The 25,246-nt window shown below is 71.9% G+C and carries 18 protein-coding genes; 2 read left to right on the top strand and 16 right to left on the bottom strand.

Annotated features, from left to right (window positions below):
- From ACFYW1_RS30810 to ACFYW1_RS30775, 8 genes are all read right to left on the bottom strand, one after another.
- Positions 1 to 446: flavodoxin-dependent (E)-4-hydroxy-3-methylbut-2-enyl-diphosphate synthase (locus tag ACFYW1_RS30810; protein ID WP_389000415.1), on the bottom strand; the 446-nt coding region annotated here is incomplete at its 3' end.
- A gap of 179 nt (positions 447 to 625) precedes the next feature.
- On the bottom strand, positions 626 to 1,936 hold the full coding sequence (locus ACFYW1_RS30805; RefSeq protein WP_389000412.1) for a M50 family metallopeptidase: 1,311 nt from the start codon (positions 1,934 to 1,936) through the stop codon (positions 626 to 628).
- Positions 1,933 to 3,186 carry a 1-deoxy-D-xylulose-5-phosphate reductoisomerase gene (gene dxr, locus ACFYW1_RS30800; protein ID WP_389000409.1) on the bottom strand — a complete coding sequence of 418 codons (1,254 nt, stop codon included), beginning with the start codon at positions 3,184 to 3,186 and terminating at the stop codon, positions 1,933 to 1,935. The genes ACFYW1_RS30805 and dxr overlap by 4 nt, the downstream gene beginning before the upstream one ends.
- A gap of 151 nt (positions 3,187 to 3,337) precedes the next feature.
- Complete coding sequence (gene aroA / locus ACFYW1_RS30795) at positions 3,338 to 4,579, bottom strand: 3-phosphoshikimate 1-carboxyvinyltransferase (RefSeq protein WP_389000406.1); 1,242 nt, start codon at positions 4,577 to 4,579, stop codon at positions 3,338 to 3,340.
- A 77-nt stretch (positions 4,580 to 4,656) separates the two neighbouring features.
- Complete coding sequence (locus ACFYW1_RS30790) at positions 4,657 to 6,624, bottom strand: acyl-CoA dehydrogenase family protein (protein WP_389000403.1); 1,968 nt, start codon at positions 6,622 to 6,624, stop codon at positions 4,657 to 4,659.
- A 336-nt stretch (positions 6,625 to 6,960) separates the two neighbouring features.
- Positions 6,961 to 8,406 carry an aldehyde dehydrogenase family protein gene (locus ACFYW1_RS30785; RefSeq protein WP_389000400.1) on the bottom strand — a complete coding sequence of 482 codons (1,446 nt, stop codon included), beginning with the start codon at positions 8,404 to 8,406 and terminating at the stop codon, positions 6,961 to 6,963.
- 314 nt (positions 8,407 to 8,720) lie between these two features.
- The gene (locus ACFYW1_RS30780) at positions 8,721 to 10,295 is read right to left on the bottom strand and encodes a PucR family transcriptional regulator (protein WP_389000397.1); all 1,575 of its coding nucleotides are present in this window, start codon (positions 10,293 to 10,295) and stop codon (positions 8,721 to 8,723) included.
- A 133-nt stretch (positions 10,296 to 10,428) separates the two neighbouring features.
- The gene (locus ACFYW1_RS30775) at positions 10,429 to 12,783 is read right to left on the bottom strand and encodes an ATP/GTP-binding protein (RefSeq protein ID WP_389000394.1); all 2,355 of its coding nucleotides are present in this window, start codon (positions 12,781 to 12,783) and stop codon (positions 10,429 to 10,431) included.
- Between the two features lie 286 nt (positions 12,784 to 13,069).
- Here ACFYW1_RS30775 and gabT point away from each other — a divergent pair, with 286 nt between their 5' ends.
- A complete protein-coding gene (gene gabT / locus ACFYW1_RS30770; protein ID WP_389000391.1) occupies positions 13,070 to 14,410 on the top strand; it encodes a 4-aminobutyrate--2-oxoglutarate transaminase in 1,341 nt (446 codons plus the stop codon).
- A gap of 396 nt (positions 14,411 to 14,806) precedes the next feature.
- A complete protein-coding gene (locus tag ACFYW1_RS30765) occupies positions 14,807 to 15,370 on the top strand; it encodes a phosphatase PAP2 family protein (protein WP_389000388.1) in 564 nt (187 codons plus the stop codon).
- A 24-nt stretch (positions 15,371 to 15,394) separates the two neighbouring features.
- Here the strand turns inward: ACFYW1_RS30765 and ACFYW1_RS30760 are convergent, their stop codons facing one another.
- The 8 genes from ACFYW1_RS30760 to ACFYW1_RS30725 form a co-directional block, all read right to left on the bottom strand.
- Positions 15,395 to 17,221, bottom strand: coding sequence for a chitinase (locus ACFYW1_RS30760; protein ID WP_389000385.1), 1,827 nt, complete (start codon positions 17,219 to 17,221; stop codon positions 15,395 to 15,397).
- 152 nt (positions 17,222 to 17,373) lie between these two features.
- Positions 17,374 to 17,835, bottom strand: a complete 462-nt coding sequence (locus ACFYW1_RS30755; protein WP_389000382.1) for a hypothetical protein — start codon at positions 17,833 to 17,835, stop codon at positions 17,374 to 17,376.
- A 173-nt stretch (positions 17,836 to 18,008) separates the two neighbouring features.
- A complete protein-coding gene (locus tag ACFYW1_RS30750; RefSeq protein WP_389000379.1) occupies positions 18,009 to 19,424 on the bottom strand; it encodes an NAD(P)/FAD-dependent oxidoreductase in 1,416 nt (471 codons plus the stop codon).
- Positions 19,425 to 19,448: 24 nt separating this feature from the next.
- The gene (locus tag ACFYW1_RS30745; protein WP_148839639.1) at positions 19,449 to 20,249 is read right to left on the bottom strand and encodes an ABC transporter permease; all 801 of its coding nucleotides are present in this window, start codon (positions 20,247 to 20,249) and stop codon (positions 19,449 to 19,451) included.
- Positions 20,249 to 21,175, bottom strand: coding sequence for an ABC transporter permease (locus tag ACFYW1_RS30740; RefSeq protein ID WP_389000376.1), 927 nt, complete (start codon positions 21,173 to 21,175; stop codon positions 20,249 to 20,251). Before ACFYW1_RS30740 ends, ACFYW1_RS30745 begins: the two co-directional genes overlap by 1 nt.
- Positions 21,172 to 22,320 carry an ABC transporter ATP-binding protein gene (locus tag ACFYW1_RS30735; RefSeq protein ID WP_389000373.1) on the bottom strand — a complete coding sequence of 383 codons (1,149 nt, stop codon included), beginning with the start codon at positions 22,318 to 22,320 and terminating at the stop codon, positions 21,172 to 21,174. Before ACFYW1_RS30735 ends, ACFYW1_RS30740 begins: the two co-directional genes overlap by 4 nt.
- Before the next feature lie 55 nt (positions 22,321 to 22,375).
- Positions 22,376 to 23,626 carry a PotD/PotF family extracellular solute-binding protein gene (locus tag ACFYW1_RS30730; protein ID WP_389000370.1) on the bottom strand — a complete coding sequence of 417 codons (1,251 nt, stop codon included), beginning with the start codon at positions 23,624 to 23,626 and terminating at the stop codon, positions 22,376 to 22,378.
- A gap of 41 nt (positions 23,627 to 23,667) precedes the next feature.
- Positions 23,668 to 25,182, bottom strand: coding sequence for a gamma-aminobutyraldehyde dehydrogenase (locus tag ACFYW1_RS30725; RefSeq protein ID WP_389000367.1), 1,515 nt, complete (start codon positions 25,180 to 25,182; stop codon positions 23,668 to 23,670).
- Between the last annotated feature and the right edge of the window lie 64 nt (positions 25,183 to 25,246).

The following is a 25,246-nucleotide window of genomic DNA, read 5'->3' as shown; positions in this document are numbered from 1 at the left end:
CCCGCGTTCACCCCGATCCGGATCGGCGTACCGCTCTCCCCCGCGGCCCGCGCGATCTCCTTGACCTTGTCGTCGAACTGCTTGATGTTCCCGGGGTTCACCCGCACCGCCGCACAGCCCGCGTCGATCGCCGCGAACACGTACTTCGGCTGGAAGTGGATGTCCGCGATCACCGGGATCTGCGACTTCTTCGCGATCGTCGCCAGCGCGTCCGCGTCGTCCTGCGTCGGGCACGCGACCCGGACGATCTGGCAGCCCGACGCCGTCAGCTCCGCGATCTGCTGCAACGTCGCACCGATGTCCGAGGTCCGCGTCGTGGTCATCGACTGCACCGACACCGGCGCGTCCCCGCCCACCGCAACCGACCCGACCTGGATCTTGCGGCTGACCCTCCGGTCGGCGAGCTTGGTCGGAACGGACGGAATTCCGAGAGAAATCGCAGTCATGCGCTGAGCATCCCCAAGGTGTGGATCGAGGTCCCGAGATCGGCGGGCTCCGGCCTTCGAGGTTACGGCACCGGCGGCGGCCCCGAGCACACCCTGTCCGGAGGTGCGGCGCGAAGGGAACGGCCCGGCACACGCTGTGTGCCGGGCCGTCACCCGCCGTACACGGAACGGGCAGTGGGTCAGGAGATCTTGACCGGGTTCACGATGTCGGCGACCAGCACCAGCAGCGTGAAGCAGATGAAGACGCCGGCGACGACATAGGCGACCGGCATCAGCTTGGCCACGTCGAACGGGCCCGGGTCGGGGCGCCGGAAGACCCGGGCGACGTTGCGGCGCAGCGCCTCCCAGAGCGCTCCCGCGATGTGCCCGCCGTCCAGCGGCAGCAGGGGCAGCATGTTGAAGAGGAACAGCGAGAGGTTGAAACCGGCCAGCAGGAACAGCATCATCGCGATCTGGTTCTGCGCCGGTACGTCCAGCGTCATCACCTCGCCGCCGATCCTGGCCGCGCCGACCACACCGACCGGGGAGTCCGCGGCCCGCTCGCCGTCGCCGAAGGCCGCGTCCCACAGGCCGGGGATCTTGGAGGGGAGGGCGATGATCGAGTCGACGCCGTTCTCGATCATGTCTCCCATCCGGACGACCGAGTCGCCGAAGGAGAGCGGGACGATCTCGGTCTGGGCGGCGAAGCCGAGGTAGCCGGCCTTCACGTACTCGTCGGGGATCACCTCGCCCCTGGAGTCCTTCTTCGCCACCGCGTTCTCCTTGAGCACGGCGTGGAGGGTCTGCTCCTGGCCGTCGCGCAGGACGGTGATGGTGGCGGGGCCGATGGTGTCGCGGATCTTGCCGGAGAGGGTGTCCCAGTCGTCGACCTTCTGGCCGTTGAAGGCGACGATCTTGTCACCCTCCTCCAGTCCCGCCGCCTTCGCGGGCGAGACCGGGTCGGACTTCTTGCAGGTGTCGCGGTTCTCGCTCTGGGCGATCACGCACTTCTGGACCCCCGCCACCTCGGTGGTCTGGGTCTGGAAGCCGAAGGTCATCGCCACGCCGAGAAAGATCGCGACGGCGAGGACCAGGTTCATGAACGGTCCGGCGAACATCACGATGACGCGCTTCCACGGCTTGCGCGTGTAGAAGAGGCGCTTCTCGTCGCCCGGTTCGAGCTCCTCGAAGGCGGCGGACCTGGCGTCCTCGATCATGCCGCGCCAGGGCGAGGTGGACCGCGCCTCCAGGCGCCCGTCCTCGCCCGGCGGGAACATGCCGATCATGCGGATGTAGCCGCCGGCCGGGATGGCCTTGATGCCGTACTCGGTGTCGCCCTTCTTGCGCGACCAGATCGTCGGTCCGAAGCCGACCATGTACTGGGGGACGCGGATGCCGAAGAGCTTCGCGGTCGACAGGTGTCCGAGTTCGTGCCACGCGATCGAGAACAGCAGGCCGATGACGAAGACGGCGATGCCCAGAATCGTCAACAGGACCGTCGTAATGCTCATGCGCGCGCCTCCGCTGTCGCTTTCGCCGAGAGTTCACGGGCCCGGACGCGGGCCCAGGTCTCCGCTTCGAGGACGTCCGCGACCGTGAGCGAAGTTCCCGTGGCGGGGGTGCCGTGTTCGGCCACCACCGCCGTGACCGTATCCATGATTCCGTTGAACGGCAGCCGTCCCGCGAGGAATGCGTCGACGCATTCCTCGTTCGCGGCGTTGAAGACGGCCGGGGCGGTGGCGCCGAGCGTGCCGACGTGCCTGGCCAGTCCCACGGAGGGGAAGGCCTCGTTGTCCAGGGGGAAGAACTCCCAGGTGGACGCCTTCGACCAGTCGAAGGCGGGGGCGGCGTCCGGGATGCGGGAGGGCCAGCCGAGACCGATGGCGATCGGGCCGCACATGTCGGGGGGCGTGGCCTGGGCGAGGGTGGAGCCGTCGGTGAACTCCACCATGGAGTGAACGTACGACTGGGGGTGGACCACGACCTCGATCCGGTCGAACGGGATGTCGTAGAGGAGGTGGGCCTCGATGACCTCCAGTCCCTTGTTGACGAGGGTGGCGGAGTTGATCGTGATGACCGGTCCCATGGCCCAGGTCGGGTGGGCGAGGGCCTGTTCGCGGGTGACGCCGGCCAGTTCGTCCCGGGTCCGGCCGCGGAAGGGGCCGCCGGACGCGGTGACGACGAGCTTGCGGACGTCGGCGCGGGTGCCGGCGCCCAGTGCCTGGAAGAGCGCGGCGTGCTCGGAGTCGACCGGGATGATCTGTCCGGGCTTCGCCAGCGCCTTGACCAGCGGGCCGCCGACGATCAGCGATTCCTTGTTGGCCAGGGCGAGGGTGCGGCCGGCTTCCAGCGCGGCGAGGGTGGGGGCGAGCCCGATCGATCCGGTGATGCCGTTGAGCACGGTGTGGCAGTCGCTCGCGGCGAGCTGGGCGGCGGCTTCGGGTCCCGCCAGGATCTCGGGGAGCGGTTCGCCCGGCCCGTACTGCTCGCGCAGCGCGTCGCGGAGGGCCGGTACGGCGTCCTCGACGGCGACGGCCACGGTGCGCACCCGCAGTTGCCGCGCCTGCTCCGCGAGGAGGGCGACCCGTCCGCCGGCGGCGGAGAGCCCGGTGACGCGGAAGCGGTCGGGGTTGCGCAGCACCAGGTCGATGGCCTGGGTTCCGATGGAGCCGGTGGAGCCGAGGATGACGAGATCCCGGCGGCCTTCCGCTGCGTCGAAGACGAGGTGTGGGTCGGCGAGGGGGGCAGGGCTGTCGCTCATGCCCCCCATTCTTGCCGCATCCGCCGCGGGCGTGGACAGTGCGTCCCGGTCGCCGGGGGCCGGGCTTGTCGGCCGGTGACCGCACGGGTCCTCCCGTACCGGGATGTTCGTGGCCATTCGGCCGCGGCGCCCGCCGGGGACCGCGGGACGGTCATCGGTGGTTCATGGCTCCGACGAACTCGGCGAACGCCTCGTGGAACCCGGGGAACGTCTTGCGGACGCATCCGGGGTCGTCGAACGTGATGCCCGGCACCCGCAGTCCGGCGACGGCGAACGACATGACGATGCGGTGGTCGCCGTGGGTGGCGATCTCGGTGGGACGGGGGGTGCCCGGCCGGATCTCGATCCAGTCCGGGCCGGTCTCGGCCGTGATGTCCATGCGCCGGAGGTTCTGGGCGCAGGCCTCCAGCCGGTCGCACTCCTTCACCCGGGTGTTGCCCACGTCCTCGATGCGCACCGGTCCCGAGGCGAAGGGGGCGAGGGCGGCCAGGGTCGGCATGGTGTCGGAGATGTCGCGCATGTTGACCGTGACGCCCGAGAGCCTGCCGTCGGACCGGACGGTGGTGGACTCCTTGGTGACGTGCACCTCGGCGCCCATGCGGCGCAGTACGTCGACGAACCGCAGGTCGCCCTGGAGCGCGTCGGTGCCGAGTCCGGGGACGGTGACCTCGCGGCCGGTGAGGGCCGCCGCGGCGAAGAAGTAACTGGCGGTGGAGGCGTCGGGTTCGACGACGTACGTGGTGGCCCGGTACCCGCCGGGCGGCACGGTGAAGACGTCGCCGTCCCGGACGACCTCGACGCCGAACTCGCGCATCATCGCGAGGGTGATCTCGACGTACGGGGCGGAGACCAGGTCGGTGACGGTGATGCGCAGCCCGTTCCGGGTCAGCGGGCCGAGCATCAGCAGCGCGGTGAGGTACTGCGAGGACTCCCCCGCGTCCAGGGTGATCCCGCCGCCCTCGATGCCGTGGGCCTCGATCCGCAGCGGGTGGTGTCCCTCGGCCCCGCCGTGGCGCAGGTCGACGCCGAGCGCGCGCAGTGCCCCGGTGAGCGGGGCGAGGGGGCGGCGGCGCATCTGGGCGGAGGCGTCGAAGCGGTAGGTGCCGCGGGCCGCGGCGGCGGCGAGGGTCGGCAGGAAGCGGGCCGTGGTGGCGCCGTCGCGGCAGTGGACGTCGGCGTCGGTGACGGCGGGGCCGGCCGGGCGGCCCTCGACGTGCCAGCGGTCCGCCTCCCGCGTGATCCGGTAGCCGAGGCGGGTGAGCCCTTCGGCGAAGCCCTCGGTGTCGTCCGAGCGCAGGGGCCGTACGAGGGTGCTGGTGCCGTTCGCGGCGGCGGCCAGGAAGAGGGCGCGCGCGGTGACGGACTTGGAACCGGGAAGGTGGATGACGGTCACGACCGGCATCCTGCCGCACCGCGCACGGCCGTACGGGGCCCGTCCGGTGCGTGGACGGGCCCCGTACGGCGGGTGGTTCAGCGGATGGTGCGGCGGACGTCGTCCCGGGTGCTCGGCCCCGGTGCGGTGTCGGCGATCCAGGGCCCTTCGCCGCTGGGGTCGACGACCCCCTCCTCCAGCCAGGTGTACGCGCCGGACAGGACGCCGTCGACCAGGCGCCGGTCGAGGTCGTCGGTGTTGGACCACAGGCGGGTGAAGAGTTCCTCGGTCCGGACGCGGGACTGGTGGCAGAACACGTCGGCCAGCCGGTACGCCTCGCGGCCGTGTTCGCCCGAGGAGCGCAGCAGTTCGGCGCGGACGCACGCGGCGCTCATCGCGAAGAGTTCCGCGCCGATGTCGACGATCCGGCCGAGGAAGCCCTGTTTGGTCTCCATCCGGCCCTGCCAGCGCGACATGGCGTAGAAGGTGGCGCGCGCCAGCTTGCGGGCGGAGCGTTCGACGTAGCGCAGGTGGGCGGACAGGTCCGGGTGGCCGGCCGGATTGAACTCCGCGTACGTGCGCGGGAGTTGGCCGGGTCCGGTGATGAGGCCCGGGAGCCAGCGGGCGTAGAAGCCGGCCGCGTTCACTCCGGCCCGCGCCTTCGCGGAGAGGGGTTTGTCGGGGTCGATGATGTCCCCGGCGACCTTCAGGTGGGCATCGACGGCCTCCCGGGCGATCAGCAGGTGCATGATCTCGGTCGAGCCCTCGAAGATCCGGTTGATCCGCAGGTCGCGCAGCAACTGCTCGGCGGGGACGGCCCGTTCGCCGCGGGCGGCGAGGGAGTCGGCGGTCTCGAAGCCGCGTCCGCCCCGGATCTGGACCAGTTCGTCGGCCATCAGGCAGCCCATCTCGGAGCCGTACAGCTTGGCGAGGGCCGCCTCGATGCGGATGTCGTTGCGGTCCTCGTCGGCCATCTGGGAGGAGAGGTCCACCACCGCTTCGAGTGCGAAGGTGGTCGCGGCGATGAAGGAGATCTTGGCGCCGACCGCCTCGTGCCGGGCGACCGGCCTGCCCCACTGCTCGCGCCGCGAGGCCCACTGGCGGGCGATTTTCAGACACCATTTGCCGGCGCCGACGCACATGGCGGGCAGGGAGAGCCGTCCGGTGTTGAGCGTGGTGAGGGCGATCCGGAGCCCGGCGCCCTCGGGGCCGATGCGGTTCGCGGCGGGGACCCTGACGCGGTGGAAGCGGGTGACGCCGTTCTCCAGGCCGCGCAAGCCCATGAAGGCGTTGCGGTTCTCGACGGTGATGCCCGGGGAGTCCGCCTCGACGACGAAGGCCGTGATGCCGCCCTTGTGGCCCTCCGACTCCGGTACCCGGGCCATCACGACGAGCAGGTCGGCGATGACGCCGTTGGTCGTCCAGAGCTTCACCCCGTCCAGGACGTAGTGGTCGGGTCCGTCCGGGACGGCCGAGGTGGCGAGCCGGGCCGGGTCGGAGCCGACGTCCGGCTCGGTGAGGAGGAACGCCGAGATGTCGCTGCGGGCCAGCCGGGGCAGGAAGGCGTCCTTCTGCTCCTGGCTGCCGAAGAGTTTCAGGGGCTGGGGCACGCCGATGGACTGGTGGGCGGAGAGCAGCGCGCCGACCGCCGGGTTCGCGGAGCCGACCAGGGCGAGGGCCTTGTTGTAGTACACCTGGGTCAGGCCGAGCCCGCCGTACTTCGGGTCGATCTTCATCCCGAGCGCGCCGATTTCCTTGAGGCCGTTGATCACCTCGTCCGGGATGCGGGCCTCGCGGTCGATCCGGGCGCCGTCGATCCGGGTCTCGCAGAACTCGCGCAGCCGGGCGAGGAACGCCTCGCCGCGCCGGACGTCGTCCGGGGGCGGCATCGGGTGCGGGTGGATCAGGTCGAGCCGGAAGCGGCCGAGGAACAGTTCCTTGGCGAAACTGGGCCGGTGCCAGTCCTGTTCGCGTGCTGCCTCGGCCACCCGGCGCGCTTCGCGCTCGGTGACACCGGGCGCGTCCTTCGACGCCGACGATGAGGATGATGCGGATGGTGCGGACATGAGGAGCTCACCTCGCCGCTTCGCGGGTGTGTGGGGGGGGACGGGGCCGGTCCGCGCGGGGCGCTTGCCTGCGCCCGCCCGGCGTCACCGGCCCGCTCTACTCGTCCGTATGTACCCGACTCCCGGTGGGCCCGCCATCGCCCGGGTGCCGATCGGGTCGGGCGCCACTCCACTGACCCGCCCGCGGTGGCGGCCGCGGCGGGGCGGTGGAACGGGGTGGAGAACCGGGACGGCCGGAGCCCCCGCACAGTGGGCTCCGGCCGTTCCGTGGTCGCCCGCGTGCTGTCCAGGCGGACGCGGGCGACGTCGGTGGATCGGCTCGCGGCCGATCGTGGACTACAGGGCGAGGCCGGTGAGGACCAGCACCCGCTCGTAGGTGTAGTCGTCCATGGCGTAGCGGACGCCCTCGCGGCCGACGCCGGACTGCTTGGCACCGCCGTACGGCATCTGGTCCGCGCGGTAGGAGGGAACGTCGCCGATGATCACGCCGCCGACCTCCAGGGCGCGGTGGGCGCGGAAGGCGGTCTGCAGGTCGTGCGTGAACACCCCTGCCTGCAGGCCGTACTTGGAGGAGTTGACGGCCTCGAACGCCTCGGCCTCGCCGTTGACCTTCTGCACGGACAGCACCGGTCCGAAGACCTCCTCGCAGGAGAGGGTGACGCCGTCCGGGAGCTCGGTGAGCACGGTGGGCGCGTAGGTGGCGCCGTCCCGCTTGCCGCCGGTGAGCAGCTGGGCGCCGGCCTGCACGGCCTCGTCGACCCAGGACTCGACGCGCTTGGCGGCGTCCTCGCTGACCAGCGGGCCGACCTCGGTGGCGGGGTCCGACGGGTCGCCGGTGACCTGGGCCTCGACGGCGGCGACGATCTTCGGGAGCAGCCGGTCGTGGACGGCGGCGTCCACGATGACCCGCTGCACCGAGATGCAGGACTGGCCGCCCTGGTAGTTGGAGAAGGTCGCGATGCGGGTCGCGGCCCAGTCCAGGTCCTCCTCGGAGGCGTAGTCGCCGAGGACGACCGCGGCGGCGTTGCCGCCGAGCTCCAGGGTGCAGTGCTTGCGCGGCACCGACTCCATGATCGAGTAGCCGACCGGGCCGGAGCCGGTGAAGGAGATGACGGGCAGGCGCTCGTCCTGGACCAGGGCGGGCATGCGGTCGTTGGGGACCGTCAGCACGGACCACGAGCCGGCCGGCAGGTCGGTCTCGGCCAGGATCTCGCCCAGGATCAGCGAGGAGATCGGGGTGGCCGGGGCGGGCTTCAGGATGATCGGGGCGCCGACGGCGATGGCCGGGGCCACCTTGTGGGCGCTCAGGTTCAGCGGGAAGTTGAACGGCGCGATGCCGAGGACCGTGCCGCGCGGGAAGCGCCGGGTCAGGCCGAGGCGGCCGGTGCCGCCGGCGTCGGTGTCCAGGCGCTGGGCGTCGCCGCCGTTGAAGCGGCGGGCCTCCTCGGCGGCGAACCGGAACACGGAGACGGCGCGGCCGACCTCGCCGCGGGCCCACTTGATGGGCTTGCCGTTCTCGGCGGAGATCAGCTGGGCGATCTCCTCGGTGCGCTCCACCAGGCGCCGTACGACGTGGTCGAGGGCGGCGGCCCGGACGTGGGCCGGGGTCGCGGCGAACTCCTCGCGCACGGCGTGCGCGGCCGCGACGGCCTCCTCGATCTGGGCGTCGGTCGGCACGCTGACGGTGCCGACCAGACGGCCGTCCCAGGAGTTGGTGACGTCGAAGCTGTCCTCACCGGTGGCCTGGCGGCCGGCGAGCCAGAAGGCGTGGGTGGAAGTCATGGAGGTCCGGCCCTTCGGAGTCGTGGGGGTGTGCTGTCCCCACCGTAGGGCCGGAGGGCGCGCCTGGCGTTTGTCCGGCGTGGAGCAGTGCGCGCCGGGGGCACGCCGCTTTGTCCGATGCGGCGGGGCCGGATGCGGATGCCGCAGTTCCGGGTGCGGGGGCCGGGGGGCCGGATGCGGATGCCGCGGTTCCGGGTGCGGGGGCCGGGGGCCGGGGACGCGGATGCCGCAGGTCCGGGCATGGACGCGGTGGGGCCCCGGTCGCGGAACGTCCCGTTCCGGCCAGGGGCGCCCGTACGTGCCCTCCGGTACGGCTACGACTCCGCGGGCGGCGGGTTGCTGGTGGCCTTCAGGGCCAGCCACAGCTCCATCCGGACGTCCGCGTCGTCCAGCGAGCGGCCCAGGATCTCCTCCACCCGGCGCATCCGGTAACGCAGGGTGTGCCGGTGCACGCCCAGGTCCACCGCCGCCGCGTCCCACTGGCCGTGATGGGCGAGCCAGGCGCGCAGCGAGGCCACCAGGTCGCCGCGCCCCTTGGCGTCGTGTTCGTGCAGGGCCCGGAGCATCCCGTCGGCGAAGGCCCGTACCGCGTCGTCGGCGAGCAGCGGGAGCACCGAGCCGGCCGCCAGCTCCTCGTGCTCGACCAGCGCCCTGCCCCGGCGCCGGGCCACCGACAGGGCCTGTTCGGCCTGCTTGTACGCGGCGGAGACGGCGATCGGGCCCGCCGGTGCGGAGAGGCCCACGACCACCCGGGCCTCCTCCGCGCCCCCTTCGGCGGGGGGCCGCGCCTCCTGGGCCTCCGCGTGGGCGGTGCAGGCCGCGACCGCGGCGCCGCCGTCCGCGGCGAGGACGACGAGCCGGTCGCCCTCGGGGACGGCCAGCAGGGCCTCGCCGGTCCGGAAGGCCGCCGCCTCCATCGCCTCGCCGAGCGCCGCCGGGACCGCGGGGTCGGACGCCTCCGCGATGAGCAGCCGGAAGGGGGCGTCGAGGAGGTCCCCGTACAGGTCCCCCGCGACCGCCCGCGCGTGGTCGGGCTGGCCGGCCAGCAGCATGCGCAGCACCGCGGCGCCCAGGCGCTGCTCGGCGCCCTGGAGGGACCGGGAGCGGGCGGTGGTCAGGGTCAGCAGGGCGACGGCGGAGTGCACGGCGTACCGCCCGGCGGTGCCGAGTGCCGCGTCGGTGCCGACGGCCAGCGCTCCCCTGACCCGGCGGCCGGTGCCCAGGGACTGGAGCTCGACCCGGTCCTCGGCGCCGCCGACGACCATGCTGGCCGGGGCGGGGCGGTCCCGCAGGCGTACCACGTCGGGGGTGATCCGGGCGGCGCGGCGGGCGGCCCATTCGGGGGCCGCGGCGACGACCTGGCCCGCCGCGTCGTACAGCGCGGCCCAGCCGTCGAGGTGGGCGGCGAGACGGCCGAGGAGTTCGGCGGGCCCGTCGCCCGAGATCGCGGCCCTGGTCAGTTCCCGCTGGACCTCGAACCCGGCCGTCACGGCCCGGTACTGCTCCTCGGCAATCGTCGAGGACACGGCCTTGGCGATGGCGATGAACGGGGTGCGGCGGGGCACTTCGAGCAGCGGGAACCCGGCCTCCCCCGCGGCGTCGATCAGGGCTTGCGGCACCTCGTCGTAGTTGACGCCGACGGCGAAGCCCAGGCCGACGACCCCGGCCCCGGCCAGCCGCCGTACGTAGCGCCGCATCGCCTCGGGGTTCTCGGCGTCGAGGTTGGTGGCGGTGACGAGCAGGAACTCGCCGCCCTCCATGTACGGGACGGGGTCGGCCAGCTCGCTGGCGTGCGCCCAGCGGACGGGCACGTCGAGCCGGTCCGCACCCGCGCGCACCGTGAGTCTGAGCGCGGAGTGCTGGGCGAGCGAGGCGAGAGTGAGGGGCATGGGAAGCGCGGGACCTCGGAATGTCGGATTGCTCGGATTGCGCCGCCCCGTATGAACGACCACTCCCAATTCTGCCAGAGCGGCAGGATCCGCCATGACCATGCCCGACGGGCCCCGCGCCTCCGGCGAGCCCTCAGCCGTTCAGGTCCACCAGCAGCGGGGGCGCGTGCTCGTTGCCGACCGTCGTCAGGGAGAGGACCGCGTGCCCGGCGGGCACCTGGTGGGCCAGCTCGGAGGCCGACCAGCGTTCCCGCTCGACCTGGCGGACGGTGACCGCGTCGGTGGTCACCGCCTTGCCGGTGACGAGCTTGCGCAGGGCGTGCACGGCCCGGGTGAGCGGCTGGTCGGCGAAGACCGTGTGCTTGGCGACCTCGGTGGTCTCCACCCACTCGGTGCCCCACGCCTGCGCGAAGAGCCGCCCGTCCCAGGTGGTGACGCCGGAGAAGGTCATGTGGCAGCCGAAGGAGCCCAGCAGCGTCGTGTGCAGGCCCTCGGGGACGTCGTCCAGCCCGCGCAGGGTGAGCAGCACCCCGGCGTTGCGGCTGCGCAGCCGCTGCACGGCCCGTACGGACTCGGCGGTGACGGTGTGGGTGGCGTCGTCCAGGGCGAGGAAGGCGAACAGGGAGCGGTCCGTGCGGGCCGCCGCGCCCGCGGTGAACTGGGCGAGCACCAGGCGGGTGAGGAGCCGGGCGGCCTCCGGATGGGCGCGTTCCGGGAGGTCGACGCGGACCCGCAGCGGGTGTTCGAGGGTGCGCGCCGAGAAGGCGCGGGTGGCGGCCCCGGGGTCGAAGAACCCGGCGAAGGCCGGCCGGTCCAGGGAGGCGAGCCGCTCGGCGAGCCGGACGCCCGGGTCGCCGGGGGCGGCCGTCTGCCGGGCCCGGCCGTCGAGTTCGCGGATGTAGGAGCGGTGCGTGTCGGCGTCGAGCCGGGTCCGCAGCTCCGCCAGGGCCCCGGGCGAGCCCTCCAGGAGTTCGCGGAGCACCGGGACCGCGGGGAAGCGTCCGTGGACCGCCCGGTACGGGCCGAGGAGCTGGGCCAGCGCCGTGGCGGCCCGCCGCGCGTCGACGTCGGGCAGGTCCCCGGCGAGCGCCTCGGCGAGCAGGGCGGCGGCTTCGTCGGCGTCGTCCGTTCCGCTGTACAGGTCCAGGTCGTGGGTGGAGGACGGGTCGCCCGGCTTGATCACCACGTCGTAGCCCTCGTCGGCCCCGAGCGGGGTGCCGGTCGCGCAGACGGCCACGACCACCGCCTTCCCGGCGAGGGCCTGGAGGGCGAGCGACTCCACGACCGGGCGCACCAGGTGCCGGGTCTTGCCCGCGCCGAAGGGGCCGACGGCCAGCAGGGAGGCGCCCAGCACCGCCGGATCGACGGCGGCGCCCGCGCCCCGCCGGGCGGCCGGGGTGCGGTCGCGGTCCGGGTAGCGGCCGAGCCGGACCTGCGAGGTGAGCAGGTCGTGGGTGGCGGAGCGGACCGGCAGGTCCCGGGCCCCCGAGGGGTGCGGGCAGGCCGCCGCGCCCTGGCCGAGCACGGCGTCGACGAAGGGGCGCAGCCGCGCGGGATCGGCCTCCACTCCGCTCCAGGCGCGCCGGATGCGTACGCAGTCGACGTCGTTCATGCGGCCGGTGCGCTGCTCCGCCGCCAGCCGATCGGCGGCCTCCTGCTGGCCCGCGGCGCGCAGCAGCGGCCAGTCGGCCGGGTCCTCCGCCGGTGTCTTCTCCGGCTCCGGGCCGCTGCGGCGGCCGCCGCGCAGCTCGCGGACCATGCCGGGCCAGTCGGCGGCCCGCCCGATCAGCAGCAGGATCACGGCGGCCCCCACCAGGTGGAAGACGGTCGTGAAGGTCTCCACCTGCGCCACGACCTCCTCGGCGGTGCCGCTGAAGAGCCAGGAGTGCGGGGTCAGCCCCAGTGCCAGGTTGTCGAAGGGCAGCACGTCGTCGGCGTTCACGAAGCACCAGATCAGCACGGCGGCGGTCAGCGCGGTGCGCAGCGCCCGCCCCGGCAGGGGGTGCTCGACGGCGTAGCGGCGGAACACCTCGCGCCAGTTGCCGAGGCGGCCGAAGCCCCAGATCACCAGGACGGCGACCAGGCTGTTGTAGGCGGAGAGCGCGGTCACGGCCGCCATGGGGCGTTCGAGCCCCCACCAGTCGGTGGGGGTGACCAGTTCCAGCAGGATGCGGCTGTGGGGCACGTAGCCGTTGCGCCAGAGCGACCAGATCAGCAGGGCGGCGAGCAGGGCCACCACCGCGCCGCTGATCAGGGACCGGTCGGGCACCCGGTCGGGGTCGGCCTCGGGCCGGGGCCGGTGGCCGAACCGCCACAGGCCGGGGGCGGCCGCCGCGCGCGGGGTGCGGAGCCAGTCGCCGAGCGAGGGGCCGGAGGCGGGGGCGTGGCCGGGCCTCGGCGGCAGTTCGGGCGGTGGCGGGCCGGCCGGGCGCGGCACCGGATGACCGGAGCGGGTGTCGCGCGAACCGTACGTGCCCTCGGTGTCCATCTGCTGTCCCTCGTCCCCTGACCAGCTCCGACCGGTAACTCCGGGCGCGGGCGCCCGAAGTCATCAATCTAGTGCCCCGCGCCGCCCCGTCGGACGCGGTCGGCCGGGATGTTCCGGGCCGCTCGTCCGGTCCGTGCGGCGGGGTGGCGCCCGGCCCCGCCGCCCCCGCTATGTCCGCGGCGGACAACGGCGCGCCGGCACCACTCCCGAACGGAACATGCCGGACCCCGTGCCTCGCCCCTAGCCTGCTGGTGAAGCGTCCGAAACATCCCCCCAGGAGCCCCCCATGACCGAAATTCCGCAGGAGCGACGCGTCGTCACCGCCATTCCCGGCCCGAAGTCGGTGGAGCTGCAGGCCCGCCGGCTGAACACGGTGGCGGCGGGCGTGGGCTCCACCCTGCCGGTGTTCACCGCCCGCGCGGGCGGCGGAATCATCGAGGACGTGGACGGCAACCGCCTGATCGACCTCGGCTCCGGCATCGCCGTGACGTCGGTCGGCGCCTCCGCCGAGGCCGTCGTGCGCCGCGCGTCCGCGCAGCTCGCCGACTTCACCCACACCTGTTTCATGGTCACGCCGTACGAGGGCTACGTCGAGGTCTGCGAGCAGCTCGCCGAGCTGACGCCGGGCGACCACCCCAAGAAGTCGGCGCTGTTCAACTCGGGCGCCGAGGCCGTGGAGAACGCGGTGAAGATCGCCCGCATCCACACCAAGCGCACCGCGGTCGTCGTCTTCGACCACGGCTACCACGGCCGCACCAACCTCACGATGGCGCTGACCGCCAAGAACATGCCGTACAAGCAGGGCTTCGGCCCGTTCGCGCCCGAGGTCTACCGGGTGCCGGTGGCGTACGGCTACCGCTGGCCGACCGGTGCCGAGAACGCCGGTGCCGAGGCGTCCGCCCAGGCCATCGACCAGATCAACAAGCAGATCGGCGCGGAGAACGTCGCCGCGATCATCATCGAGCCGGTGCTCGGCGAGGGCGGCTTCATCGAGCCGGCCAAGGGCTTCCTCCCGGCGATCGCCCAGTTCGCCAAGGACAACGGCATCGTCTTCGTCGCCGACGAGATCCAGTCCGGCTTCTGCCGCACCGGTCAGTGGTTCGCCTGCGAGGACGAGGGCATCGTCCCGGACCTGATCACCACCGCCAAGGGCATCGCGGGCGGTCTCCCGCTCTCCGCCGTGACCGGCCGCGCCGAGATCATGGACTCCGCCCACGCCGGTGGCCTCGGCGGCACCTACGGCGGCAACCCGGTCGCCTGCGCGGGTGCCCTCGGCGCCATCGAGACGATGCGCGAGCTGGACCTGAACGGGAAGGCCAAGCGCATCGAGGAGGTCATGAAGGGCCGCCTCGCCGAGATGCAGGCGAAGCTCGACAACGGCGACATCATCGGTGACATCCGCGGCCGCGGCGCGATGATCGCGATCGAGCTGGTGAAGTCCGGCACGAAGGACCCGTACCCGGAGGCCGCCGCGCAGCTCGCCAAGGCGTGCCACGCCCAGGGCGTGCTGGTCCTCACCTGCGGCACGTACGGCAACGTCCTGCGCTTCCTGCCGCCGCTGGTGATCGGCGAGGACCTGCTGAACGAGGCGCTCGACGTCATCGAGCAGGCTTTCGCCGGCATCTGATCCGTGCGGAGCCCGGTGGCGGAGAGCCCCTCCCCCACCGGGGATGCAGGCGTCGCGTGTGGGCCTGTGAAGAAGGTGTGCGGGGCCGATGGCGGGATACGTTTCCGGCTGTCGGTCCCCCATCGGCTGCCGTACGGTTTGCGCAGATGAGAGAAACACCTCGCCCGCAGGGGACTGCGGGCGACGCCGGACCGGAGCTTCCCCGGCGCCGTTTCGGCCGTGTCCTCGGACACGCCGCCGGATCCTTTGGTTCCGGCACTCCTCACCGATCGGACGGCCGCCCGCCCCAGACCCCCCGGGGCGCGCGGCGGACCGATCCGACCGGCCGCCCCGGAACCACCCCCCCCTGTTCCCGGGCGGCCGGCCCTTCTCCTCCTCCTGGCGCCGCTCCTGGTGGTGCTGTTCGCGCTCACCACCTGGCAGGTCGCGGCCGACGGCCCGTTGCGCGGTCTCGACGAGCGGATCGGGCGGGCGGTCGTGGGGCACGGCCCCCTCCCCCTGACGGAGTTCCTCGCCGATCTCGGCAACATGCAGGTCGCGCTCCCGGTGCTGGGCCTCGCCGTGGTCCGCTCCCTGGTGCGCGGTGAGCGTCGCGCGCCGCTGTGCGCGGTCCTGGCCATGGTCGCGGTGCCGCTCCTCGTCGTACCACTGAAGGACTGGATCGCCCGTCAGGGGCCGCTGACGGAGGCCACCGGCTACTACCCGTCCGGGCACGCGGCGACGGCCCTGGTGGCGTACGGGGCCGCGGCGCTGCTGCTCGCGCCGCACGCGCGGCGGCCGTGGTCGTGGATGATGCCCGTCGCCGCTGCCTTGTTGGCCACGGCGACGGGCATCGGTCTGGTGCTGCGCGGCTACCACTGGCCGCTGGACGTGCTGGGCAGCTGGTGGTTGTGCGGTGCGCTGCTGGTCGTTCTCCGGCTCGGCTGCCGGAGCGGGTGTCCCCGGCCGCCCGGTTCCTAGGGGTCCGGGCGACCGGAGCGGGCGTCAGTTGCCGAAGTAGGCGTCGAAGTTCTTCGAGAACTCCCCGTTGTTGAAGCGGTCCCAGTTGATCGACCACGACATCAGCCCGCGCAGCTGGGGCCAGGTGCCGTGGGTGGTGTACGAGCCGCAGTCGGTCTTCTTGGTCAGGCAGTTCAGCGCCTTGGTGACCTCGGCGGGCGAGGTGTGACCGTTGCCCGCCTGGGTGGAGGCGGGCAGGCCGATGGCGACCTGGTCGGGCCGCAGCGCGGGGAAGACCTTGGCCCGGTCACCGGCCACCGGGAATCCGGTGAGCAGCATGTCGGTCATGGCGATGTGGAAGTCCGCGCCGCCCATCGAGTGGTACTGGTCGTCCAGGCCCATGATGGAGCCCGAGTTGTAGTCCTGGACGTGCAGCAGGGTCAGGTCGTCGCGCAGGGCGTGGATGACCGGCAGGTAGGCGCCGGCCCGGGGGTCCTGGCCGCCCCAGGGGCCCGAGCCGTAGTACTGGTAGCCGAGCTGCACGAAGAAGGTCTCGGGCGCCATGGTGAGGACGAACTTCTCGCCGTACTTGGCCTTGAGGGTCTTCACCGCGGAGATCAGGTTGACGACGACCGGGGTCGTGGGGTTCCGGAAGTCGGTGTCGCCGGTGTTCAGCGAGAGCGAGTGCCCCTCGAAGTCGATGTCGAGGCCGTCCAGGCCGTACTCGTCGATGATCTTGCCGACGGAGGAGACGAAGGCGTCCCGGGCGGCGGTGGTGGTGAGCTGCACCTGGCCGTTCTGGCCGCCGATGGAGATCAGGACCTTCTTGCCCGCGGCCTGCTTGGCCTTGATGGCGGCCTTGAACTCGGCGACGGACTCGACGTTCGGGCACTCGGTGACCGGGCAGAGCGAGAAGCGGATGTCGCCGGAGGTGACCGAGGTGGGCTCGCCGAAGGCCAGGTCGATGACGTCCCAGGAGTCGGGCACGTCCGCCATGCGCGTGTAGCCGGAGCCGTTGGCGAAGCTGGCGTGCAGATAGCCGACGAGCGCGTGGGTGGGCAGCTTGCCGCCGCCCCCGTCCCCGCCGCCCGCCGTGGTGGTGGCGGACACGGCGGCGGACTTGGCGGACTCGCCCGCGGAGTTGGTCGCGGCGACCCGGAAGCTGTACGCGGTCGAGGCGGTCAGGCCGGTGACCGTGGCGGAGGTGCCGGTGACGGAGAGGACCTTGGTGTCGCCCCGGTAGACGTGGTAGCCGGTGGCCCCGGCGGAGCCGGTCCAGGACAGGTCGACCGAGGACGCGGTGACCGTGCCGGCCTTGAGTCCGGTGGGGGCGGCGGGCAGTTCGACGGGGGCGCCGCCGGGGCCGACGAGGGTGAGGTCGTCGGCGTAGTAGGCCGGGGTGCCGTACCAGCCGTGGGTGTAGACGGTGACCTGCTTGGTGGCGGGGCCGGTCCTGAAGGTGGTGGTGAGCTGCTTCCAGTCGGCGGACGACTGGGTCCAGGTGCGGACGTCGGTGGTGCCGGTGCCCTCGGCGCCGAGGTAGACGTACGAGCCCTGCACCCAGCTGCTCAGCGTGTACGTGGAGTCCGGCTGGACGTTCACCACCTGGGAGCACTTGGCGTTGTCGCCGCCGGCCGGGGTCGCCTTCAGTGCCGAAGTGCCGCTGTGGGCGGGGGTGCTGACGGCGGCTCCGCTGCCGCCGGTGCAGCTCCAGCCGTCCAGGCCGGACTCGAAGCCGCCGTTGCGCGCCAGGTCGATGTCGGCGGCGGCCGCGGACGGCGCGAGGGCGGTCAGGCCGCCCGCGGCGAGCAACGCCGCCGAGAAGGCGGCCACAAGTCCGGTAAATCGGGCGGGGGGTCCCGTGCGTTCCACAACGGCCTCCGTGCATGGGGGAATTGAGTGCGGCGGGCACAACATGGTCCAGACCAATCAGGTTGTCAAGACCTCTGGCAGTACCCCGTCGTACCCGCCGCCGACATGTCCCGTTTCCCGGCTCCTGTCCCTCCCCCTCGTCCGCGGCTCCGTCAGCCCCTCCCGCTCTCGGCCCGCCGGGCCGCCGCCTCGTGCATCGCGAGTTCCAGGAGTGTCGCGTCGGTGAGGGTTCCCCCGCCGTCCGGCGGGATCAGCCAGCGCACCCCGCCCGCCGCCGTCCGCCCGGGGTACGGAACGACGATCCAGGTCCCCCGGCCCGCGCCCCGCACGCCGGTGCCGACCCAGTGGGCGACGGTGCCCGGCGGCACGAGGAAACCGATGCGGGCCTCGCCGGAATCGGCGAACACGGGGCCCGGCCTGTCGATGAGCCGGGTGAGTACGTCGAGGGTGGGACGGCCCAGCTCCCCGGGAAGGATCAGCGCGTCCCAGCGCCTGCCGGCGGGAAGGAACGCGATCCCCCGCGGATCGCGCTCCCACTCCCGTCGGCAGGCATCCGGGTCGGGCGCCACCGATACGAGCCACTCGACTGCTGCTTCGGCCCCCGCGCCAGTCATGACCGGCCTCCGTTCCGTGTACCGCGCGCCGGCCGTGGGTGGCCGACGCGTCCACACGGGAGACAGGCATCGCCCCGGTCCATTACGCGGGTTCGGACGATCGGCCGGAACGAAACGGGCCGGTCACCCCGAGGAGTGACCGGCCCGGTGTCCCGACGGCCGCCGGGCGGGTCTCAGCTGTCGAAGCCGAGCCCCAGCCGGTCCATCGTCCGCAGCCAGAGGTTGCGGTGCCCGCCGTTGCGGTCGGCCCTGGCCAGGGACCGCTTGGTGAGCTCGATCCCGGTCCAGGCGAAGGGCTCCGGCGGGAACGGCATCGGCTTGCTGCGGACCATCTCCAGTTCGGTCCGTTCGGTCCGCTCGCCCGCCAGCAGGTCGAGCATCACGTCGGCCCCGAACCGGGTGGCACCGACGCCGAGCCCGGTGTACCCGGCGGCGTAGGCGACCCGGCCCCGGTGGGCCGTGCCGAAGAACGCGGAGAAGCGCGAGCAGGTGTCGATCGCCCCGCCCCAGGCGTGGCTGAAGCGGACGCCCGCCAGCTGCGGGAAGCACTCGAAGAACTGGCCCGCGAGCTTGAGGAAGGTCTCCGGGCGCTGGTCGAGGTCGGCGTTGAGCCGGCCGCCGTACGGGTAGATCGCGTCGTAGCCGCCCCACAGGATCCGGTTGTCGGCCGACAGCCGGAAGTAGTGGAACTGGTTGGCGCTGTCGCCCAGCCCCTGCCGGTTCCGCCAGCCGATGGAGGCCAGCTGGTCCGCGGTGAGCGGCTCGGTCATCAGCGCGTAGTCGTAGACCGGCACGGTGTACGGGCGCACCCGCTTGACCAGCGACGGGAAGATGTTCGTGCCGAGCGCCACCCGGTGCGCGAAGATCCTTCCGTAGGGCGTGCGGACGGCCATTCCGGCGTTGGTCCCGGCCAGTTCGAGGCCCCGGGTGTGCTCGTAGATCCGCACTCCCAGGCCGAGGCAGGCCCGCTTCAGACCCCAGGCGAGTTTGGCCGGGTGCAGCATGGCGACGCCCCGCCGGTCCCAGAGCCCGCCCAGGAAGGTCGGCGAGTCGACCTCGGCGCGCAGCGCGTCCCGGTCCAGGAACTCGGTACCGGTGAAGCCGAGCTTCTCGGCCTCCTGGTGCCATTCCTTGAGCTCTTCGAGCTGGTGGGGCTCGGTGGCGACGTCGATCTCGCCGGTGCGCTCGAACTCGCAGTCGATGGAGTAGCGGGCGACGGCGGCCTCGATGGCGTCGAGGTTCTGCTCGCCGAGTTCCTCCAGCCTCTTGATCTCGTCCGGCCAGCGGTCCAGTCCGTTGGGCAGGCCGTGGGTGAGGGAGGCGGCGCAGAATCCGCCGTTGCGGCCCGAGGCGGCCCAGCCCACCTCGTGCCCCTCGATCAGGACGACGTCCCGTTCCGGCTCGCGCTCCTTGGCGAGCAGCGCGGTCCACAGTCCGCTGTAGCCGCCGCCGATGACGAGCAGGTCGCAGCGCTCGTCACCGGTGAGCGCCGGCAGCGCCGCGGGCTTTTCGGGGTCGTCCAGCCAGAACGACACCGGTTGTGCGTCGGAGAGTGATTGTGCAGCGGTACGCATGGCAACTGGGGCCATGGTTTCCAACTCCTTCAGGGCTTTCTATCGTGTGCTTTTCTTGCGCCGGTTCGCGATCAGCTGGCCGACGACGACCACCGCCACGGCGATGACGAACATCGCCGTTCCGATGACGTTGATCTGTACGGGGGTGCCCCGCTGTGCCGATCCCCAGACGAACATGGGGAAGGTCACGGTGGAGCCCGCGTTGAAGTTGGTGATGATGAAGTCGTCGAAGGAGAGCGCGAAGGCGAGCAGCGCTCCCGCGGCGATTCCGGGGGCGGCGATCGGCAGCGTCACCCGCAGGAAGGTCTGCACGGGTCCGGCGTACAGGTCGCGGGCGGCCTCCTCCAGCCGCGGGTCCATGGACATCACGCGCGCCTTGACGGCCGTCACGACGAAGCTCAGGCAGAACATGATGTGCGCGATGAGGATCGTCCAGAAGCCCAGCTGTGCGCCCATGTTGAGGAAGAGGGTGAGCAGCGAGGCGGCCATGACCACCTCGGGCATCGCCATCGGCAGGAAGATCAGCGAGTTGATCGCGCCGCGCGCCCGGAAGCGGTAGCGGACCAGCGCGAAGGCGATCATCGTGCCGAGCGCGGTCGCGCCGACGGTGGCCCAGAAGGCGATCTGGAGGGACAGCGAGAGCGAGCCGCACATGTCGGCGACGCCGCAGGGGTCCTTCCAGGCGTCCAGGGAGAAGTGCTGCCAGGAGTAGTTGAAGCGCCCCTTCGGCTTGTTGAACGAGAACACCATGACGACGATGTTCGGCAGGATCATGTACGCGAGGGTCAGCAGACCCACGAGGACGACCAGGTTGCGGCGGATCCAGCGCAGTACGGGCATCAGACCAGGTCCTCCGTCCCGGAGCGGCGGATGTAGACGGTGACCATGAGCAGGACGACCGCCATGAGGATGAAGGAGAGCGCGGCGGCCGTCGGATAGTCCAGAACCCGCAGGAACTGGGTCTGGATGACGCTGCCGACCATCTTGGTGTCGGTGGAGCCGAGCAGTTCGGCGTTGACGTAGTCGCCGCTGGCCGGGATGAAGGTGAGCAGCGTCCCGGAGACGACGCCCGGCATGGAGAGCGGGAGGGTGACCTTGCGGAAGGTGGTGGCGGGGGTGGCGTACAGGTCGCCGGCCGCCTCGTGCAGCCTGCCGTCGATCCGCTCCAGCGAGGTGTAGAGCGGCAGGATCATGAACGGCAGGAAGTTGTACGTGAGGCCGCAGACCACCGCGAGCGGGGTGGCCAGCACCCGGTTGGACTCGGTCCAGCCGAGCCAGCTGGTGACGTCCAGGACGTGCAGGGTGTTGAGCACCTCGACGACCGTGCCGCCGTCCGCGAGGATCGTCTTCCAGGCGAGGGTGCGGATCAGGAAACTGGTGAAGAACGGCGCGATGACCAGGACCAGGACGAGGTTGCGCCAGCGGCCGGCCTTGAACGCGATGAGGTAGGCGAGCGGGTAGCCGAGCAGCAGGCACAGGATCGTGGCGGTGCCCGCGTACAGCAGGGACCGGATGAACTGCGGGTAGTAGTCCCGCAGCGCGTCCCAGTACGTCGCGAAGTGCCAGGTGACCTCGAAGCCCTTCTCCAGGGAGCCGGTCTGCACGGAGGTCGATGCCTGGTAGACGAGCGGCAGCGCGAAGAAGACGAGCAGCCACAGGATGCCGGGGAGCAGCAGCCAGTAGGGGACGAGCCGCTTGCGGGTGGCGGGCTTGCGGAGCTTCGGTTCGGTGACGGGCGCCGGTGGCGCCTCCTTGGTGACGGTCACGCCGCGTCCTCCACCGTCTCCACACCGGCGTCGATGTCCTGGGCGGCGTCCAGGCCGAAGGTGTGCGCCGGGTTCCAGTGCAGGACGACCTCGGTGCCGGGGGTGAGTCCCGCGCGCCGGTCGATGTTCTGCTCGTACACCTGGAGCTCCTTGCCGGCCGGGCTCTCCACCACGTACTGCGTGGAGACCCCGATGAAGCTGGAGTCGACGATCCGGCCGGTGACGCGGTTGCGGCCCTCGGCGATCGTGTCCGTCTCGTCGGCGGGCGCGAGGGAGATCTTCTCGGGGCGCACGCCGAGCAGCAGCTTGCCGCCCTCGGTGGCCCGGGCGGTGCACCGGTCGGTGGGCAGCCGCAGCTTCCCGCCTCCCGCGGACACGACGATGTCGGTGCCCGCGGAGACGACCTCGGCCTCGATGAGGTTGGAGGTGCCGAGGAAGTTGGCGACGAAGGTCGTCCGCGGGTTCTCGTACAGGTCGGCGGGGGCGCCGAGCTGCTCGACCCGCCCCGCGTTCATCACCGCGACGGTGTCGGCCATGGTCATGGCCTCCTCCTGGTCGTGGGTGACGTGGATGAAGGTGATGCCGACCTCGGTCTGGATGCGCTTGAGCTCCAGCTGCATCTGGCGGCGCAGCTTGAGGTCGAGGGCGCCGAGCGGTTCGTCGAGCAGGAGCACCTGCGGGTGGTTGATCAGGGCGCGGGCGACGGCGACGCGCTGCTGCTGGCCGCCGGAGAGCTGGTGCGGCTTGCGCTTGGCGAAGTCGCCGAGCTGGACGAGGTCCAGCATCTCGTCGACCTGTTTCTTCACCGATTTGATGCCGCGCCGGCGCAGGCCGAAGGCGACGTTCTCGGCGATGTCGAGGTGCGGGAAGAGCGCGTAGCTCTGGAAGACCGTGTTGACGGGCCGCTTGTAGGGGGGCAGATCGGTGATGTCCCGGTCGCCGAGCGAGATGGTGCCGGTGGTCGCCTCCTCCAGGCCCGCGATCATCCGCAGGGTGGTGGTCTTGCCGCAGCCGGACGCGCCGAGCAGTGCGAAGAAGGTGCCCTGCGGGACGGTCAGGTCGAGGGGCTGGACGGCGGTGAAGGAGCCGTACGTCTTGCTGATCCCGGTGAGGCGGACGTCGCCGCCGGTCTGCTGCTGTGTCATGGATCGCGGTCCCGGTGGTGTCGGAGGGAGTTCGGGGGGAGAAAGGGGCGCGGGGTCAGGCGCCGATGAGCTTGGCGAACTTCTCTTCGTACGCCGTCTCTTCCTTGCTGGTCAGGGAGCGGAAGGCGTGCGATCGGGACGCCATCTCCTTGTCCGGGAGGATCAGGACGTTGTCGGCCATCGCCCGGTCGATCTTCGCCAGCTCCTCGCGGACCCCGTCGACCGGGCAGACGAAGTTGATGTAGGCGGCGAGCTGAGCGGCGACCGACGGCTCGTAGTAGTAGTCGATGAGCTTCTCGGCGTTGGTCTTGTGCCGGGCCTCCACCGGGACCATCAGGTTGTCGCTGGATATGACGTACCCCGCGGCCGGGATCGCGTACTTGATGTCCGGGTTGCCGGCCTGGAGCTGGATGATGTCGCCGGCCCACGCGACGCAGGCGGCGATGTCGCCCTTGTCGAGGTCCGCGGTGTAGTCGTTGCCGGTGAAGCGGCGGATCTGGTTCTTGTCGACGCCCTTCTGGAGCCGGCCGATCGCGGCGTCGTAGTCCGCGTCGGTGAAGGTGCCGGGGTCCTTGCCCATGTCGAGCAGGGTCATGCCGATGGTGTCGCGCATCTCGGAGAGGAAGGAGACCCGGCCCTTGAGCTTCGGGTCGTCGAGGAGCTGCGTGACGGAGTCGACCTTGCGTCCGCCGGTCGCCCTGGAGTTGTAGGCGATGACGGCCGGGATGCCCGCCCAGGGGTACGAATGGGCGCGGCCCGGGTCCCAGTCCGGGGCGCGGAACTGGGCCGAGAGGTTGGCGTAGGCGTGCGGCAGGTTCGAGGGGTCGAGCTTCTGCGCCCAGCCGAGGCGGACGATGCGGGCGGCCAGCCAGTCGGTGACGCAGATGATGTCGCGCCCGGTGTCCTGACCGGCCGCGAGCTGCGGTTTTATCTTGCCGAAGAACTCGACGTTGTCGTTGATGTCCTCGGTGTACTTGACGCTGATGCCGGTGCGCTTCGTGAACGCCTCCAGCGTGGGACGGTGCTTGCCGTCCTCGGTGACGTCCATGTACTCGGTCCAGTTGGAGAAGTTGACCTGCTTCTCCCGGGCCGAGTGGTCGTCGGACGCCGCGGCGCCGCCCTCCGAGCGCTTCGCCGGCGGGATGCCGCAGGCGCTCAGTGTGCCCAGCCCGCCGATCGCCAGCGCCCCCATGCCGGACGCGCGGATCAGCGATCGGCGGGTGAGGGCGCCCCGGCCGTTGGTCAGGCTGCGTCGCATCGCGGCGATCTGGGCCGCGGAGAGGCGCTCGGGCTCGTACTGCTCCATGCCGTTGCCCTTTCGGGTGTGTGGGGCCGGGGTCGGCCGGTTTATCGGTCCCCGAAGATCGTGCGGTGCCAGTCCTTGCGGACGACCGCGGTGTTGTCGTACATGACGTGCTTGACCTGCGTGTACTCCTCGAAGGAGTACGAGGACATGTCCTTGCCGAAGCCGCTGGCCTTGTATCCGCCGTGCGGCATCTCGCTGATGATCGGGATGTGGTCGTTGACCCAGACGCAGCCCGCCTTGATCTCGCGGGTGGCGCGGTTGGCGCGGTACAGGTCGCGGCTCCAGGCGGAGGCGGCGAGCCCGTACGGGGTGTCGTTGGCGAGGCGGATGCCCTCGTCGTCGCTGTCGAAGGGCAGCACGACCAGGACCGGGCCGAAGATCTCCGACTGGACGATCTCGCTGTCCTGGGCGGCGTCGGCGACGAGGGTGGGCCGGTAGTAGGCGCCGTCGGCCAGCTCGCCGCCGGGGGCCTCGCCGCCGGTGACGACGGTGGCGTACGCGCGGGCGCGCTCGACGAAGCCGGCGACCCGGTCCCGCTGGGCGTGGCTGATCAGCGGGCCGAGGTCGGTGTGCGGGTCGAAGGGGTCGCCGAGCCGGACGGTGTCCATCAGCTCGGCGACGCCCCGCACGAAGGCGTCGTACAGCGGGCGCTGGACGTAGGCGCGGGTGGCGGCGGTGCAGTCCTGGCCGGTGTTGATGAGCGCCCCGGCGACGGCGCCGTTGACCGCGGCGTCGAGGTCGGCGTCGTCGAAGACCACGAAGGGGGCCTTGCCGCCGAGTTCGAGGTGGAGGCGCTTGACGGTGGAGGTGGCGATCTCCGCGACCCGCTTGCCGACGGCGGTGGAGCCGGTGAAGGAGGTCATGACCACGTCCGGGTGGCCGACCAGGTGCTCGCCGGCCTCCTTGCCCGCACCGGTGACGATGTTGATCACGCCGTCGGGGATGCCCGCCTCCGTGGCCGCCTGGGCGAACATCAACGAGGTCAGCGGGGTGATCTCGGCGGGCTTCAGCACGATGGTGTTGCCCGCGGCGATGGCCGGGAGGACCTTCCAGGCGGCCATCTGGAGCGGGTAGTTCCAGGGGGCGATGGAGCCGATGACACCGATCGCCTCACGGCGTACGTACGAGGTGTGGTCGCCGTCGTACTCGGCGGCCGACTTGCCCTCCAGGTGGCGGGCGGCGCCGGCGAAGAAGGAGGTGTTGTCGACGGTGCCGGGCACGTCGAACTCGGTGGAGAGCTTGATCGGCTTGCCGCACTGGAGCGACTCCACGTACGCGAAGTCGTCGGCCTGCTCGGCGAGTACGGCGGCGAAGCGGTGCATCGCCTCGGCCCGCTCGGCGGGCGTCGCGCCCGACCAGCCGGGGAACGCCTCGCGCGCGGCGGCCACGGCGGCGTCCACGTCCGCGGTGCCCGCCAGCTCGTAGCTGTACACGCTCTCGCCCGTCGCGGGATTCACCACGTCGTGCCGGCGCCCCGATGTTCCGGACCGCAGCTTTCCGCCGATGTACTGTGCGCCGTCCGCGAAGCGGTCCCGCACCTGGATGCCGTTGCCCATGACGCTCTCCTCCGCCGCATGCCCCGGAAAAGCGGGGGCGGCGTAGTCTCTGCTCGATTTGAGT

Source organism: Streptomyces sp. NPDC002669, assembly GCF_042889165.1.
Lineage (GTDB): Bacteria > Actinomycetota > Actinomycetes > Streptomycetales > Streptomycetaceae > Streptomyces.
Note: the sequence above shows the minus strand (reverse complement) of the source record. Positions and strands in the feature narration are given on the sequence as shown.